Origin of the sequence: Novosphingobium sp. ST904 (assembly GCF_001298105.1) — a bacterium.
In the GTDB taxonomy this organism is placed as follows: domain Bacteria; phylum Pseudomonadota; class Alphaproteobacteria; order Sphingomonadales; family Sphingomonadaceae; genus Novosphingobium.
In genome coordinates, this window is record NZ_LGJH01000157.1 from 18335 (window position 1) to 33252 (window position 14918).

General features: G+C 64.7%; 23 protein-coding genes and 1 pseudogene. 12 read left to right on the top strand and 12 right to left on the bottom strand.

Annotated features, from left to right (window positions below):
* Positions 1–72 precede the first annotated feature (72 nt).
* The 11 genes from ADT71_RS19975 to ADT71_RS20025 form a co-directional block, all read right to left on the bottom strand.
* Positions 73–312, bottom strand: a complete 240-nt coding sequence (locus tag ADT71_RS19975) for an HNH endonuclease signature motif containing protein (RefSeq protein WP_197283091.1) — start codon at positions 310–312, stop codon at positions 73–75.
* A 268-nt stretch (positions 313–580) separates the two neighbouring features.
* Positions 581–1054 (bottom strand): hypothetical protein, encoded by a 474-nt coding sequence (locus tag ADT71_RS19980; RefSeq protein ID WP_054439635.1) that lies wholly within the window; start codon positions 1052–1054, stop codon positions 581–583.
* Between the two features lie 360 nt (positions 1055–1414).
* The gene (locus ADT71_RS19985; protein WP_132469095.1) at positions 1415–3118 is read right to left on the bottom strand and encodes a phage/plasmid primase, P4 family; all 1704 of its coding nucleotides are present in this window, start codon (positions 3116–3118) and stop codon (positions 1415–1417) included.
* Position 3119: 1 nt separating this feature from the next.
* Positions 3120–3881, bottom strand: coding sequence for a GapR family DNA-binding domain-containing protein (locus ADT71_RS19990; protein ID WP_231636058.1), 762 nt, complete (start codon positions 3879–3881; stop codon positions 3120–3122).
* Positions 3809–4096, bottom strand: a complete 288-nt coding sequence (locus ADT71_RS19995; RefSeq protein WP_054439641.1) for a hypothetical protein — start codon at positions 4094–4096, stop codon at positions 3809–3811. The genes ADT71_RS19990 and ADT71_RS19995 overlap by 73 nt, the downstream gene beginning before the upstream one ends.
* On the bottom strand, positions 4054–5091 hold the full coding sequence (locus ADT71_RS20000; protein ID WP_054439643.1) for a CHC2 zinc finger domain-containing protein: 1038 nt from the start codon (positions 5089–5091) through the stop codon (positions 4054–4056). Before ADT71_RS20000 ends, ADT71_RS19995 begins: the two co-directional genes overlap by 43 nt.
* A complete protein-coding gene (locus ADT71_RS20005; protein ID WP_054439644.1) occupies positions 5078–5323 on the bottom strand; it encodes a hypothetical protein in 246 nt (81 codons plus the stop codon). Before ADT71_RS20005 ends, ADT71_RS20000 begins: the two co-directional genes overlap by 14 nt.
* A 153-nt stretch (positions 5324–5476) precedes the next feature.
* On the bottom strand, positions 5477–6001 hold the full coding sequence (locus tag ADT71_RS20010) for a hypothetical protein (protein WP_132469092.1): 525 nt from the start codon (positions 5999–6001) through the stop codon (positions 5477–5479).
* A 2-nt stretch (positions 6002–6003) separates the two neighbouring features.
* Positions 6004–6468: a phage regulatory CII family protein gene (locus ADT71_RS20015; RefSeq protein ID WP_054439652.1), complete on the bottom strand. Its 465-nt coding sequence runs from the start codon at positions 6466–6468 to the stop codon at positions 6004–6006.
* Positions 6465–6857, bottom strand: coding sequence for a hypothetical protein (locus ADT71_RS20020; protein WP_132469091.1), 393 nt, complete (start codon positions 6855–6857; stop codon positions 6465–6467). Before ADT71_RS20020 ends, ADT71_RS20015 begins: the two co-directional genes overlap by 4 nt.
* On the bottom strand, positions 6854–7153 hold the full coding sequence (locus tag ADT71_RS20025; RefSeq protein ID WP_132469090.1) for a helix-turn-helix transcriptional regulator: 300 nt from the start codon (positions 7151–7153) through the stop codon (positions 6854–6856). Before ADT71_RS20025 ends, ADT71_RS20020 begins: the two co-directional genes overlap by 4 nt.
* Between ADT71_RS20025 and ADT71_RS20030 the strand changes: the two genes are divergently transcribed.
* From ADT71_RS20030 to ADT71_RS20040, 3 genes are all read left to right on the top strand, one after another.
* A complete protein-coding gene (locus ADT71_RS20030; RefSeq protein WP_132469089.1) occupies positions 7152–7964 on the top strand; it encodes an XRE family transcriptional regulator in 813 nt (270 codons plus the stop codon). The genes ADT71_RS20025 and ADT71_RS20030 overlap by 2 nt on opposite strands.
* Positions 7965–8059: 95 nt before the next feature.
* A complete protein-coding gene (locus tag ADT71_RS20035) occupies positions 8060–8332 on the top strand; it encodes a hypothetical protein (protein ID WP_132469088.1) in 273 nt (90 codons plus the stop codon).
* Positions 8329–8817 (top strand): hypothetical protein, encoded by a 489-nt coding sequence (locus ADT71_RS20040; protein ID WP_054439661.1) that lies wholly within the window; start codon positions 8329–8331, stop codon positions 8815–8817. Before ADT71_RS20035 ends, ADT71_RS20040 begins: the two co-directional genes overlap by 4 nt.
* Before the next feature lie 178 nt (positions 8818–8995).
* On the opposite strand, the gene ADT71_RS20045 is transcribed toward ADT71_RS20040, so the two are convergent.
* Complete coding sequence (locus ADT71_RS20045) at positions 8996–9319, bottom strand: hypothetical protein (protein WP_132469087.1); 324 nt, start codon at positions 9317–9319, stop codon at positions 8996–8998.
* 115 nt (positions 9320–9434) lie between these two features.
* On the opposite strand from ADT71_RS20045, the gene ADT71_RS20050 reads away from it, so the two are divergent.
* From ADT71_RS20050 to ADT71_RS34160, 9 genes and pseudogenes are all read left to right on the top strand, one after another.
* On the top strand, positions 9435–9917 hold the full coding sequence (locus ADT71_RS20050) for a hypothetical protein (protein ID WP_054439665.1): 483 nt from the start codon (positions 9435–9437) through the stop codon (positions 9915–9917).
* Entirely contained in the window at positions 9914–10129 is a 216-nt protein-coding gene (locus ADT71_RS20055) for a hypothetical protein (protein WP_054439666.1), read from the top strand. The genes ADT71_RS20050 and ADT71_RS20055 overlap by 4 nt, the downstream gene beginning before the upstream one ends.
* Positions 10126–10293, top strand: a complete 168-nt coding sequence (locus ADT71_RS31560) for a hypothetical protein (protein ID WP_156336706.1) — start codon at positions 10126–10128, stop codon at positions 10291–10293. The genes ADT71_RS20055 and ADT71_RS31560 overlap by 4 nt, the downstream gene beginning before the upstream one ends.
* A gap of 52 nt (positions 10294–10345) precedes the next feature.
* Positions 10346–11674, top strand: a complete 1329-nt coding sequence (locus ADT71_RS20060; RefSeq protein ID WP_054439668.1) for a PRTRC system ParB family protein — start codon at positions 10346–10348, stop codon at positions 11672–11674.
* A 5-nt stretch (positions 11675–11679) separates the two neighbouring features.
* Positions 11680–12087, top strand: a complete 408-nt coding sequence (locus ADT71_RS20065; protein ID WP_054439857.1) for a PRTRC system protein E — start codon at positions 11680–11682, stop codon at positions 12085–12087.
* A 97-nt stretch (positions 12088–12184) separates the two neighbouring features.
* Complete coding sequence (locus ADT71_RS34155) at positions 12185–12562, top strand: hypothetical protein (RefSeq protein WP_231636059.1); 378 nt, start codon at positions 12185–12187, stop codon at positions 12560–12562.
* A gap of 91 nt (positions 12563–12653) precedes the next feature.
* Positions 12654–13538, top strand: a complete 885-nt coding sequence (locus ADT71_RS20080) for a hypothetical protein (protein ID WP_054439670.1) — start codon at positions 12654–12656, stop codon at positions 13536–13538.
* A gap of 2 nt (positions 13539–13540) precedes the next feature.
* Complete coding sequence (locus ADT71_RS20085) at positions 13541–14344, top strand: PRTRC system protein B (protein ID WP_054439672.1); 804 nt, start codon at positions 13541–13543, stop codon at positions 14342–14344.
* Positions 14345–14490: 146 nt separating this feature from the next.
* A pseudogene (locus tag ADT71_RS34160) lies at positions 14491–14847 on the top strand (PRTRC system protein A); the annotation flags it as partial.
* Between the last annotated feature and the right edge of the window lie 71 nt (positions 14848–14918).

The window sequence follows — 14918 nt, forward strand, 5'->3', positions numbered from 1 at the left end:
TTGGCCCGCCGGATGAACGATGGTTTCGTTCAGATTGACCGCTCTCGACCTGAACAGGCCTGCGCCCGCCGGTCACCGGCCGCCTCGCGCCCGCTTCGCCCGCGCCTCCGCCGTCTTGCGGTTGTGGCAGGGCTGGCAGAGCCATTCGAGGTTGAGCGGATCGAGATCAGCGCCGCCGTCCTTCCGCTCCACCTTGTGGTCGAGGATCAGGCGCTTGGTGGAAGCGCAGACCGCGCACCATTTGTTCGGTTGAGCGCGCCGCGCAGCAGCCCATTCGGGCGACTGGTAGAAGGTATCCGCCACCTTGGGCATCGCAGCCACCCGAGGGCGGAGGGAGCCGAGGCGAGACGGCATAGACTTGAGGCGGCCCATACAGGCTCCAAACGACGACGGGCGGCAGAGGCCGAAGCCACTGCGCCCGCAGTTTCAGGAGAGGTCACGCTGACGTTCCGGTTCCAGCGTGCCCTTGGCTTACCCCACGATCCTGTTCAAACGGACACCCTTTATTTTCGTGTTCAAAATCTAGGAGTCTTGACGATTGAACATAGGATTACCCACGAGTCGGAACGGCGATGCGTGTTCAAACCGCTCCGGCTACCCGCTCCATGGCCACGGCGAGCCGCCCTATCGCCCGCTCATAGGCCTTGCGCATCCCGTCGCTCGAAGTCGGCAGCACGCTCCGCCGCGCGAGGTTGTACAGCTCGCCGTCGAGCGCACGGAACACGCGGTCCCATCCGAAGCCGTCCGGCCCGGGCCAGCGCTTCATCACGACCACACGCCCGACGAGGGGGCGGTGCCCTTCGGGGATGATGTTCGCGAGCGGACGATCGCCGGTCAGCATGCGCTCCACGAGGTTGGCACAGCGCCGCGTCAGCTGCGGCGAAGGGCTGATCTCGGTATCGGCATAGTCCGACTGCAGATCGCGCACGATGGCAGGCCAAGCCGTGCGCTGCCCGGCAGCGAGGTAAGCGCGCTCCCGATCCGGCATCGCGCCCAGGTACTCCAAGGCGGCCGTGAGCGTGTCCTCTGCATCCTGCCACGTCACCAAGGTCATAGTTTTCCCCATCTTACTTTGAACCTGAAATCTGAATTGAGAGAGTGACGGACGGTAAATGGGTGCATAGGTCCGAAGAGCATGCGCGCGTGGGAGCGCATGGGCATCACGTCCTATGTCAACCGTCCGTCACCATCCGTCATTTTGCAGAAACCGCACGTTTCTGCCGTGTCGAGCGACGGACTGTTGCAGGTCCGAACAATCCGGTAACATTCCGTCCCAACCATCCGGCGCGGCGCCGAAGTGTTGCAGGAACGCCACACACCCATTCTGGCAAATGGCCTCGCACCCCGCAATGACGGACTGTTGAAAGCCAACCATCCGTCACAGTCCGTCGCACCGTCCGTCGCGGGCCGCATCTCAGTCATCACCGAGCGGATCGATGTCGTCATCGTGGCTCAGGAAGTCATCTGCACTGCCACGAGCCATGCCCTGATCGCCGCCGAAATTCGCGGTCGGCTCCGCCGACCCACCGCTTGGCCTATCGGCAGGGCTCATAGCCCCACCGGCCGCGAACGGGTCTTCCTCGCGGAACTTGATGCCGCGGCGAACCTTGTTGCCACGCCTGTCCTTGGTGCCAATGATCTGCCGCTGGGTCAGGTCGCGGCCGAACTTCGTCGCGTTCCACTTCTTGCGCTGCTCTTCATCGAAGTCGTTCCGCTCCATCCACGCCTTGAAGTCGTCGAGCAGCACCTTCGAGGGCGTCACCGCATCGCGGTCGGTCAGATCGCAACGCGCGTCGATCCATTCGCCCAGCGGGCTCGCCTGCGCCCAGAAGTCGGTCAGCGCTTCGGTTTCAACGTCCGGCATCGGCACGCGCCTGTCGCCAAGCCATTCGAGACATCCGGCGATCATCCAGTTGAGGATGCCGCTCTTTTCACGCAGCAGGCGCTCACGCAGCTGCGCGGGTGGCTCGAACCCGGCGGGCGTCAGGCGGATATCGACGTCCCACAGGATCAGGCGGAATCGCCGCCGGAAACCCTTGTCGTCGCTCGGCATCGATGGCAGCGGATTGACCTCGACAAACAGCTTCCACCTGGGCTTGAAGGTCAATTCCGTCTTCTCGCCAGAACCGCGCGCCGTCAAAGTGCCGCCGCCGGTCACCTGCTTGATCGTCTCGCCGTCCCACGTCACCCGGGGCGGCGGCTCATCACAGAGCACGAAGCGGATATCGCCGGACAGGCGAACCAGGTCGGAGCGATGCTCGCTGCCCGATTTCTGGAAGCTCGCCTGAAGGAACGTCTTCACAGGGCTGTGCCGGTAATAATCGCCGTGCAGATCGCAAAGGATCTCGTGCGTCTTCGTCTTGCCATCACCGCCGCGGCCCTTGTGAACGTAGAATTCCTCGCAATCGGTCAGCCCGGTCAAGGTCTGCCCGTACATGCGCGGGAACACCGCCCTCACCTCTGGATTCGGCTGCACGAACTCAAGCCGCTCGGTCCACTGGGGGCAGGTCGCCTTGGGATCGTATTCGACATTGGCGATCTGCATCAGCATGTCGCGCGGTTCGTGCCCCTGCTGCCATTTGACGATCCAGCGCCCGCTGTCGTTCTGTCGGAACCTAAGCGTGCCGTTCAGCACGTTGTACGTCAGCGGATCTCGGTCAAAGTCCTCCGACCAGGCTCGCATGCTGACAAGGTCCCGGGCCTGAAGCAGCATATTGGTCGTCGCATTGGCGTTGCCGGACTTGATCGCGTGGCGATGCAGTTGCGTCAGCCTGTCCAGCGCACGCGCCGGCGTGCACCATTCGCCAAAGCGCTCGCGCAGGGCCTCGCCGTCCGGCGCCTTCGGATCGCCGATCAACTCGCCCAGCGCCGCCGCTTCGTCGTGCAGATGCATCGCCACCTCGTGCGCCAGCTGGCGCGCGCGATGCGGCCCTTCACGCTCTGACCAGCGCTTGTCGTCCCACGCTACCCAGGCCTTGTCGTCGACCCACTTCAACCGGCCCTTGGCAATGGCCTCCAGACGGCGGCCGTTGCCGTAATCGTTGCACTCGTACCATGCGAGGCGCAGGGGATCGTCCACGGGCACCGGAACCATCGGCCCGTCATTGTTTGAACTCACCTCAGTTCCCCCTCATCATGCGGCTGATCTGCGCCGCCGCCAGGGCATCGTTGACCTGGCGAAGTTTCTGCGAAGCCGGTTTCGCGCCGTTTTCGGCGGGTGATGGACCGGCAAACATGGCGACGAGCTTGCTGTCGCCCTCGATCTTGGGCGCAGGCTGCGGCCCGTCGCCAATGTCTCGGTAGATCTGAAACAGCTCTTCGCTGGCCAGCATCAGGTCGCGGCCGTGCTTGTCGCACTTCTCCAGCCACAAGCAGGCCTCAGTTATCTTGCGCGGGTCGAACCCGGCAGCCTTCGCCTTTTTCAGCTCGACGCGGATCGTGGCCGATACTTCCACGCGGTCGGCCCGCAGCTCCAGTATGCGGCCGATGATGGCGCGCAGCTGCTGCTCGCTGGAAGCATTCGGCGGCGCCACGAACTTTTCGCGTTTTGGGGCCGGGCCGGCATCGGCATGCGCCGTGGCCTGGCCGGCTACACCCATGTCCGCTTCGTACTGCGCCAGCAGGTCGTCGGCCGCGTCGTGGTCGGCAGGATTCATGCCAAGGCGGCGGACCAGGTTGCGGATCGTCTTGCGATCGTAACCCATGGCGGAGGCCTGCTCGTAAACTCCGCGCCGCCCCTCCATCGCGTCAGCAATCTCGGAGTTGTAGGCCTGAATGGCGCGGACAAGGCCGCGCAGACGATCGTCTGTCACTGGATGCCCTCCTGAATTGCATCGTTGAAATCTTGGCCGATGCGCGCGCGAACGGCCTCGGCCTCGCATCCTGTCGCCCGCCACCCTTTGACGAACAGCTGACCGCAAATGTCGGCGCGCTCGGCCCCGGTGATGTCGCGGCGGACGATCGGCCCGCCCCGGCGCTCGACCACGCTTTCGCCGCTGCGCAGGCCGGTCCGGGGATTGAGCACGCCTCGCAGCGGCTTCATGTCGGCATCGATCAGGCCCGTAACCGGGCGCGATGCCCCGGCACCAGAAAGCACGGCCGCTCCGGATCGGGCTTGACGTTGAACAGAGGCCAGACGTTGCCGCGCCACTTGGCAATCCCGCCTTGCAGGTTGTCCAGGCTAAGCGTGGCAATGCCGACGTCGGTCGGATCGGCGCCGCCGATCGCCATGCCGGAAAATACGGTTTCGTTACCTTCGCCGATCCAGAGGCGGGCGTCGGATCGGTATTCGCCCAGCACCACGCAGCCGCGCCCGACCGGCCCCAGCATCCGCCGCTTCGGCAACCATGGATCGGCGGCATCGGCCGCCGCCCAGGGCGCCCGCCGCTTCATCGTCCCGGTGCCTTCCGGGTTGAGGTAGGTCACGTGAACCCCCACCGGCACCCATTCCAGCCCGGGAACGCGGCCCATCACTGTGGGCACGCAGGCCAAGGCGATGACTGCGGGCGCGTGAAGCGCCTTGCGCGGGTCGGTGCCCTGGGGCCAGCTGACGCAAGGACAGTTCGACATGTAGCGAAAATTGGCGAGGCGCTCCGCGCCTAACTGAGCAACCGGTACGCCGCGCCCCATGAAATACCGGCGCACGGCGCGATCATCCCGCGCGGCGTGCTTCCATATCCACCGGCCCATGTCGATCGGTTCGACCGGTTCGCGTTCGCGGCGCGGGCGACTGGGCTTGTCCGCCTTCTGCCGCAACACGGTGCCTTGCGCGGCCCGGTCGCTACCCCCGGTGTCGCTGATGCCCGCCAATCGCTCCAGTTCGGCCAGCGCTTCCATGAAGGGCCATCCCTTCAGGTCCATCAGGAACGTGAACATGTCGCCATGCCAGCCACAGCCGAAGCAATGCCCATATCCGTCGCCCGAATGCGCGCCCTTGACCGAGAAGCTCAGCGAAGTGCTCCCGTGGAACTCGCACTTGCCACGCCGGCGGTCGCTGCTGGCCGATCCCGTCAGCTTCACATGCCGCTCGATCACGGCGCCGATCGTCAGCCGGCGGCGGACCTCGGCTTTGCGTTCATCAACCGTCGGCATCGCTCGCCTCGTGATCGGAGATCATCTGGTCCAGCAGATCATGCGCCTTGCGCAGCGTCCTGACAGCACGGGCCACGTCCAGGCCGGGCCCGGTGCCGCAAAGCTCCCGGGCCAACGACGCCATGCGCATGACTTCCGTCGCCAGCAGGCAGACCTCCATGCGGGTCGGCCCCTGCGGTCCAAGTTCCGAATGCGCCGACATCACGCCGGCACCTTCATCGAGACAGGCCATTGCGCCCTCTTCGGAAGCGAAGCCTGGACGTGCGTCTTCGGACTACGGTTGGTAGTCATACTCACCTCATCATTTCAGACTGCAATTGAGACCGGCGATTGCCGGCAGGTCAGAATGGGACCAGCGGTTCGGGTTGGCGCCGGGCGGCGGCCGTCACTGGCCCGCCTCCGAATTCATGATTTCAACGTAGCGATGCTCGCTTTCGCGGCGGATGCGCACGAAGCCGCCTTTGACGAGCAGGCGCAGGCGGTAATCGGCGGCATTGCGGCTTGGCAGATCGGCGCGATCTGCAAGGACATCGAGGCTGGGCAGCACGCCGCCGCGCCCCGCGATTGCCACGAGCACCTGCAGCAGCTTGGCTTCCGGCCTTCCGGCGATTGGATCGGCCGGGGTTTCCTGCCGATGCGCCGCTTCACGGGCGCGCTTTTGCACGAAGTACCGAAATCCGCGTCCGCCTTCCTCGCGTTCCCGCAGCAGGAGGCACAGTCCCTGGTCGTGCCAGGTGCGCACCATTGCCGCCGTCGCCGCATTCAGGCTCACCGCAGGGCCCAACGCATAAGTCACGCGCTCGCCCGGCCGCGCGCACTGGAACTTTCGCTCCAGCTCGCACGCATCAACATAAGTCGTCAGCGCAGGGATGCGGTAATGCGCTTTCTCATGGCTGATCCGGCCCGACATCATCACGTCCCCCGCGGCAGTACGGCATAGAGCGCGCGAAGGCGTGCCAAAGACGCCTGCGCCTCGTCGATCTGGGTCATGATCTGGTCGCAGTCCTTTGCGCAGACCTTGCCGTCCCTCCCGGCTTCGCGCACGGCCGCTGCGATGTCGCCGAACTCGGCGCTCGCATCGACCAGCGCCTCGTTCAGGTTCATCGCTGCAACACCGACGTCGGGCAGGCGGATAACCACGTGGCCCAGCTCGGCCGCATAGGCCTGAAGGATCGGCGCACCATCGCCGCGCGAAAGGCAAACTTCATCCAGCGCCAGGCCGCAGTCCATTGGCGGAAAGACGACCTTGTTGCGGTTGTTCCAGTCGCCCGCCACCGATCTGCCGCGATTGGCGGTGATCCCGGCGCCGTCCACGCCGCCGCAACTGTCGATCGCCGTGCGGACCGCGCGCTTGATGCGCCCCAGGGCCGGGATCATGCAGCACCTCCACGGCCGAGGCTTGACGCCCCGGCCGCTTCGGCCATGCTTGGCGCTTCCACACAACCAAGCGAAAGGATGGGCCAGGAATGGCGGAAATTGACCGTGATCGGGAACTGGTGGAAATAGCGTGTTACCGCTGCAACCACGTCCTGAAGATACGTTTCGGTCGGCTCAAGGCGGACGAGGGTTTTGTCTGCCACGAATGTGCAACGCATAATGCACATGGCGATCTCGCGTTGGAGGATATGCTGGATGACGCTCTGAAGCGCCGCCGGCGTCGAAGGTGAAGCGGCGAGTTCCTCTAGCGAAACGAAGCTCGCAGCATATGCGTCGGCCCACTCGTCATCGAGCGTCATCGGCGGACAGATAACGGTTTCCCCCATCACGCGGCCCGTCCTTCTACACCGGACAAGTCTTTGGTTTGTCCGGTGGACCCGACCTGCTGCGTTGCGGCATTTACGTCCGTATGGACCTGTACCTCATTCTCGATGATGCCCTCGACCCAAGTCTCGGTCGGCACTCGGCCGTTCGTCGCCGTCTCTATGCGATGAGCCAGATCAAGGGCAGGTCGGAGACTGCGCTTGCATAGCCGGGAAACGGTCGCTGGCGTCGTGCGAACGCGCTCCGCGAAATCGACCTGCTTTTCTCCGGTCGCATCCAAATAGGCTTTGAGGGTCATCATGATCGAAGCTTTTACGCATTACGCAAACTTGCGCAAGACGAAAGTTGCGCCCGATGGCATGGATTACGATTGCGCAGCGCGCAATAATACATCCATGGAACGCAAAAGGCTCAAGGCTGCTCGTAAGCGGCTCGGGATCAATCAAGAAGAGATGGCGGAGCGCATGGGCGTGTCCGTAGCTCAGATATCGCGGTGGGAAAGTGGTAAGAATGGCATCCCGAGCCAGCGGATTGAGGCCATGGTCAAGGCCTACGGCGCAAGCGTTGCCGAACTATTCGATAGTGCCGAGATCTTTGAAGCGACAGGAGTTCCGCCCTCCAACGCTACGGTCGTCCAATATGAGGGCGCTGCGGATGTAGCGCTCAGACGGGATATTCCCGTTTATGGCACAACTCTTGGCGCTCCTGAAGAATTTGACGGCTCTGCGATCGAACAAACAATGCTCAATTCTGGCGAAATTATCGGATACTTGCCGCGTCCAACCGTACTTAATGGCCAAAAAGGCGCCTATGGCCTTTATGTTCAAGGGTCCTCGATGGCGCCGCGGCACGAGGATGGCGAAACTGTATTTGTTCAGGATGTGCGTTTCGGGAGGCCGCCGCGGATTGGTGATGACGTTGTTGTCTACTTAAGGGATTTTCAGGACGAGAATCCCGACCACGCTTCGGCGGTCGTCGTTAAGCGCTTGGTCCGCCGCAACTCCGATTTCGTCGAGCTTCAGCAGTTCAATCCACCCCTCTCATTCAAGATTGAAATGACCAGGGTGGTTCGCATTGATCGCGTCATCCCTTGGGGCGAGCTACTGTCCTGACGTAAAATTTCGCGTCACGCAATTTACGTCTTGCGCAATATTGCGTTGAGCGTAAAAAGACCTCCGACAGGCACACCCGCCTGCTGGAGGTTTTCATGCTTCAAGCTGCCGCAGATTTCCCGCACAGCGGGTCATTCGCTTACATGGACGATGTCGATGCCGATGGTAACGACATCGTCGAAAAGGTGCGCATCCTCGCGCACAAGCCCGAGGACCGCGTTCTCGTTGCGATCAAGTCCCGGCGTTATCCGGGCGAGATCGCCAGCGGCAACCGCACCGTCCGCCTGCAGTCGCTGCGCCCGACCGAACAGGCCAGCCCCGTTTCCCCTCCCAAGCCCTCGGGTCGCACCAAGGGCCGCCGCCGGTGAGCGTCGCACTCGCCCCCCACGACGCTGCCGGCGGCAACGTCTCTTCGGAACTCACGCGCCTGGGCCTGCTGGCCGAGGAAGTGAAGGAAGCACAGGAGAACCGGCGCCGCGCCGGTGACGGACTCCTCGCCGCGCAGGAACGCCTGCGCAATGCCACCGCGCAGGTCGAAGCGGCGGAAGCCCGCTTCCGCGAGGCCTGCCCGGTTGCATTCGGCATCATGCCGAACCGGGCGAACACGCACCCGGTAGAGGACTGGATCGCCCAGCGCTGCGACGTTTCCGACCGACTGGCGGCAACCCGGTCCACGCACCTCTACCGCGACTTCATCGAATGGGCCGTGGCGACCGGCCTGCCCCAGTGCGAACCCGCGCGCTGGCCGCAGACACGCTTCGGCCGCGAACTGACTGACCGTGGCTTCGCATCGCGGAAGAATGGCGGCGGCTATACGCTGCGCGTCGGCATCCGCTTGCGCGGCGAGGCATAGGGGCAGGCCGATGGCTGAGGAAAACCTAAACTGGCTCCCGATGACTGACATCGGAAACGCAGCTCATTTTGCAAAGCGATGTCATGCTGCGTCTGGCGCTGATCTGGACGGCTTCTACATCCATAAAGGCCGTCCCATTCCGACAGTGATCGCGGACGACCCACTGATCAATGCAGCTTCACCCGAATTTCTTGCATATCGCGATCGCCTCTGCCGTGAATTCGGCGAACTGCGTTGCGCTGAACGGAAATGCCATGGCTGCCTTCGCGTGTTTGATTATGAGGGTCGTCGCCACTTCTTCACGCATCTCCGGATCGAACCTGTAGGAAAATCGGGGGATGCCAATGGCGTCATCCTCACCGTTCCCGAGCGCTTGGCCCGCTGCTCCCAGCAGTGCGAGCGCAGCCCCGATCGCCTCTCCGGGCTTAAGCGTGCAGCGTGCTGCAGCGCCCTTCCCGATGGAAAGGCGCACCTCGCCATCTACCGGTACGACTTCGAACATCGGGTTTTCGGGCTTGTTTCCTGCCAACTGCTATCTCCTTCGGGTTCCTGTATCCCCCCGAAGGTAGCCGAAGCCGGGGAGAGTGAAACCCCTCTCCCCGGTGGAGGGCAGGCCGATGACTGAGCCGCTGCCTACCATCGCCCAGATCGCTGCGGAGGAATACCGGCTTCGCGTTTCCAGCGCAGATCGCAAGGTCGCAATGGGCGTGCTTTCCCAGGACCGCGCTGACGCACTGATCGCGCCCTGGCAGTCGATTGCGCTGCTTTCGTGGGCCGCCGTTCCGGAACTGGCCTTCCCCCTCGCCGAAGCGCGCCGCGCGATCGTCCACTACCCCGGCGGGGGCAAGCCTGCCGTGCACGATCATCTGATCGACGAGGACCTCGCCCGCGTATTGCTGGCAGGCGACATCTGCGGACCGAACGTTTGGGGGCCCACGCTCTCGAAAGCTCGGGACGCGGCGCTGGCGAAAGCCACGACGCCGGAGAAGATCGACCGCGCCCGCAACCTCTGCCGACTGGCTCGCGCCCTGGAAGTGCCGCTGACGCTGGCATCCTGCACGCCGCCAACCGTCGCAAGGCCCGAAAGGAAAGCCGCATGAAACACGAGGACCCCGCACACCTGCGCGCTTATTTCATCGGCGAAGAGGAAATGGCGGGCGCAAGGCGCGGTCCCGTTTCGGGATTGCTTGGCCAGTGGAAGGAACTCTGGCGCTCCGCCCCTACCGCAGTGCGCCGCGAACTCGTCGATCTGGCCTGCGCCACGCCCCTGCTCTGCGGCATGTTCTGGCTCCTGTGGATCGCGTTGCCATGAACGACGCCGAACGCCGCCGCATCTTCGGCCCGCTGCGCCCGATGGGCGAGCCTTCGCTGGCTGAAACGGGTCGCTCCAAAGCCCGGATGCGCCTGCTCATTGCCTTCGGCACCGCCCTGGTGGGGGCGATGCTTACGGGTTCAGTCCGCTGGATCGGGATCTGATCCGGGCCCGCCGCCACCAGGCACACCAAGACCAATTCCGAAAGGACCAACCATGACCGATCCCACGGCGCCCGTTGCGCTGCCTCTCTCCAGCCTCAGGCCGGGGCTGAATCCGCGTCGCTACTTCAACCAGCGTGCACATGATGAGCTGGTAACCTCGCTCCGGCTGCGCGGCATGTTGCAGACGATGCTGGTCCGCCCTGCGCCGGAAAGTGAAGAAGGCTACCTGATCGTCAACGGCGGCCGCCGCTACCTCGCGGCGCTGGAAGCCTTCGGCAAGGATCACGCCGTGCCGGTCCTGGTCCGGGAAATGTCCGATCAGGAGGCGCTGGAAGCCGCGATCGACGAGAACGATTGCCGTGACGACGCCTCAGAAACCGAACAGGCAGACGCCGCCGTTCGCGTGCTGGCAGCATGCCAGGGCGACAGGGCCGAGGCAGCCCGCAGGCTTGGATGGTCGCAAGCGAAGCTCGAACGTCGCCTTGCGCTGGCGAACCTGTGCGAGCCGGTCAAGGTCGCCCTCGACGAGCGCCGGATCAAGGTCGGGCATGCCGAGTTGCTGGCCGCGGTGCCGGGCGACAAGCAGGAAAAGGCGCTCGAAACGATCCTGACCGCCGCGCTCGATGTGAACAAGACCCGCGAGCTGCTGATGCGCGTGACACAGAGCCTTGCCGGCGCACCGTTCGACAAGAGCGAATGCACGACATGCCCGTTCAATTCCGCTTCGCAGCGAGCGCTGTTTGAAACCCATGTCGACGATGGGCACTGCACCAATCCCGGCTGCTACCAGCTGAAGAGCGAAGCGGCGGCAGCCAGCAAGCCTGCGCCGGAGGCAGAACAGCCGGCGAAGGGCAAGGGCAGAGCGAAAGCGACCGGCAAGGCCGCCCCGACCGCTCCCGATACGCCTGCTCCTGAAACGCCCGCACCCGAAGCGCCAGAGCACGATGCGCCCGCACCCGCTGCTAAGACGGCGCCCAAGAAGCAGGCGGTCACTGCAAGGAGCCTTGCGGCCCGCGTCACCGACATTCGCGATAGCGCCTGGCGCGCCGCGCTCGTTCAGGCCGCAGAGGGTGACCCGGAAGTCATGGCCGCTTTCGAGGCATGCCTGCGCGATTCATGGAAGGTCGATCGCGGCTTCCTCGGCCGCTTCAACAAGGACGAGCTGAAGTTCATCGCTCAGGAGTGCGGCCTCGTTGCCCACATGGGCGAGAAGCAGTTCGCGAAGCTGCTGCAGGCGACCACCGAAGGCATCATTTCCGGGATGCTGCATGCAACCGGCTTCGATTGGGCGGGGCGCCTGCCCAGCGCCATGACGATTGACGGCAAGTTCGGCAGCCCTCCGGCGCTCCTCCCCATTCCCGAAACCACCGACAAGGATTGATCGCCATGCTGATCACCAGCCTGCTGCCCTTGCTGTCCCGCTACTCGCTCGGCTTCGATCTTGCTGCCGGTGCCGACAGCTCGGTCACGCTCACCATCATGCCGCGCAAATCCGAAGGCGCGAAGAACGCACCCAGCGTCGTCGAACTCCAAGCCATTTCGATTACCGCGACCCCGGCCGAGATAGACGCAGAACTGGCGCTCGGCGAGGCTGGAGCGCTCGGCCAATTGGTCATCGCGCGCAAGGCCCTTGGCGATCAACTCGCCGAACAGCGCCAGCAGGCCGAGGCCGCGAAGACCAAGGCCAAGCCCGCACCGACCGCCGCAAAGGCCTCTTCTGCCCCGGCCAAGCCGGAGCCGGCGAAGGCGGCTGCCCCCGAACCGAAACCCGGTGAGCCCGCCAGCCTCTGGTGATCCGCACCAGCCTGACCTTCACCCCACAGCCCGGAATCTCCCATGGAAATCAACCAGCTCACCCGCGCATACCGTTACGACGGCATCGATCTGCCCCGTGCCGCCCCATCTCGCCGGCGATGCCCAGGGCCTGCGCGCCTATCACGCCACGCTCTACCCCGCGATCCTCAATGCCGAGATGGTCGACGCGGGGCGTGACCGGGACGGTCCACGTCACCGAGTATCGCCGCGCAGTCGGCACCAAGGGCTGATGATGCCGCCGCACAGCGCGGCGATCCCGCCCGCACCCCGCAACACCCTCCTCGAATGGATCGACAACGACGATGGCAACGCGCCCGCTCTCTCCTACCCCGCCACCAGCGCCCAGGTCGCAGCGCTTCACGCGCGCATCGTCGTCGCGCCGGATGACGGCCGGAACGAACTCCGGGAACCGATCCAGCCCCCACCCGGACTGCGCCTCGCGCCGCTCGGCTGATCTTGCCGGTCGTTCGGTTGGCATCTCGGCCTGCGTTCCTGCTGCCTTCGACGCCCCGCTTGCGCCGCATCACAAGGCGATCGGCCGATGGGTGGCCACCCGCGAAGCTACCGCGCACGGCTACACCCGGCACGAAGCCCGCCGGCACATAGAGCGGACCTTCAACAGCGCCGTGCTGGAAGCCCTTGCGGGCATCGACCTCGCCGACCTTCAGGTAACCGTCCTGATCGGAGAGAATGGCAATCCGCCGGCGCTCGCGGTGATCTGCGACAGCATCGGCCAAATCGACATGGGCTGGATCGAGAAGTCCAACGTCCTTTCGGGCGCCCTGTTTTCGTCGGTCGCCCCGCTGTCCTGGCGCGCCACCGCCTATCGCGCGCTCCTGCAGTCCATCGGGCATGCGCTACCTGTCATGTCGTTCGAGGACCTCTTCGAGGAAGTCTCGGCTTACTACTGGGACGGCGAAACCGAAGACGAGGCAGCCCGTGCATCCTTGATGCAATGGCGAGGGCACGACCCGGCCGATCTGGACGATATGCCGATGCCTTCTGGATTGAAGGCGCAGCGTCCCGATTGGATGCTCACCGAAAATGCCGCGCCGCTCAAGCAGCTGCCCCGCGATCTCTGCATGCGGCTGCGCGCGCTGCGGAAGGCAGTCGAGGCCATCAGCGATGTTGATCGTGCGAGCAACGCTTGGGTCTGCGAATTTGACCAGGTTGCCCACTATCTCCCCGGATATCAGGACGTCTCCTACCTGCCGCCGATGACACTTGTGCCGTTCGACCACTTCGCGCGCGAACTGGACGATGTCTGCCAGGTCGGGATGCAGGAAGGCTTCATGAACGTCGCGGGCCTGCGCCCGATTACCGACGTGGCGATGATCGACGCCTGGTTCACGTCGCTGCGCCTGGGCGCCGACCTGCTGCGCGCCGCCCAGACCCTGATCGACTTCGATCCCGCGAAACCCCGAGGCTGACCATGGCGATCCTTTCTACCGAATTCGAAGCGACCGCGGGCGGCATGGTGCTGACCAACGCGATCCTGCTCTACCGCAGCGAATCCCAGCGCGGCCGCGCGCCGAGGCCGGGCGAAGAAGCGTTCGCCAGCCTGCACGCCATCGAAGACGAAGCGGGCAAGCCGACGATCGCCGCCGGCGAACCGCTGTCCCGCGCCCAGCTGCGCCAATGGACGGAAGCGCTGGGCCGCAACGCCGCACCAGAGATCCTTCCGGACAACGTGCTGGTCTATCACCCCGATATGCTGGCCTGGTGGATTCCGGCGCAGACGCGGCGGACCTTCTTCGACCTTGCCCGGCCGCTGGAAGGCCTCAAGGTGCTGGGCCAGCGCACAAGCGTGGAAGTGCCGTTCCCGGCGCACGTCTTCATCGCAACGCCGCGCGGCCTTGGCGTCTATGCCCTGCCTGAAAGCAAGCGGCCTGACGCGGAGACGCCCGCGCTGTTCTCGCCGGTCCTGAATGTGTTCTTCGAAGGTTCGCTGTGCTGGGGCAACATCCGGAAGCCGAAGGCGCTGAACGTCGCGGCTATCGCGGAATACGAACGCGCCGTGTTCGACTCTTGGTCCACGCATCCCAACCCGGGGCAGGAACTGGTGGTCACCGGCAAGGGCGGACTCGTCAGGCTCTGGGATGATCTGGCGGCACGCAAGGCAACCCGTTTTCCGGTCAAGCGTCTGAAGCGGTTCGACACCAGCATTCGGACCAAGTCGGCAACGCCCCGGCCGATGACGGTGGGCCAGCTGATCGCGAAGGGCGTTTCGGCATGAGCGCGCTGGCCCTGGACCCGACCGCCGCCGCGGTTCTCGATGCGATGCCGTGCTATCCGGTGCCGCCCAGCGGTGGTTCGCCCGTCATCGATGCGCTGCGCACCGCGCGCGCCGGGCAGGGCCTCGCGATCGGCCGCACCGGCGTGATGCTCATCCTCCGCCGCCCCTGGCTGGAACTGGACGTGCCCATCACCCCGCCGATCGAGGCTTATCTACCCTACGGCAACGCGGGTGAGCCTCGGGCAGACCTGCGCTGCGGCCTGATCCCGCATGAATACCGCAGCCGTATTCTGGAGCATTTCCGCGCAGCGCTGCCGAACGAGGCCGCCGCCTTCGTGATCTGGAACGAAGCGACCAGCGCCTTCGCGCTGGAATTCCCGGCGATAGACGAAGCCACGCCGTCGCGCCTCGTCTATCGGCCGCCAAGCCTGCCGCACGATTGCCACGTCGTCTGTGACCTCCACAGCCATGGCCGCAGTCGCGCCTTCTTCAGCGCCACCGACGATGCGGACGACGCGCACACAACGAAAATCTCGATCGTCTTCGGCCGGATCGATCACGCCGACGGTCCTGT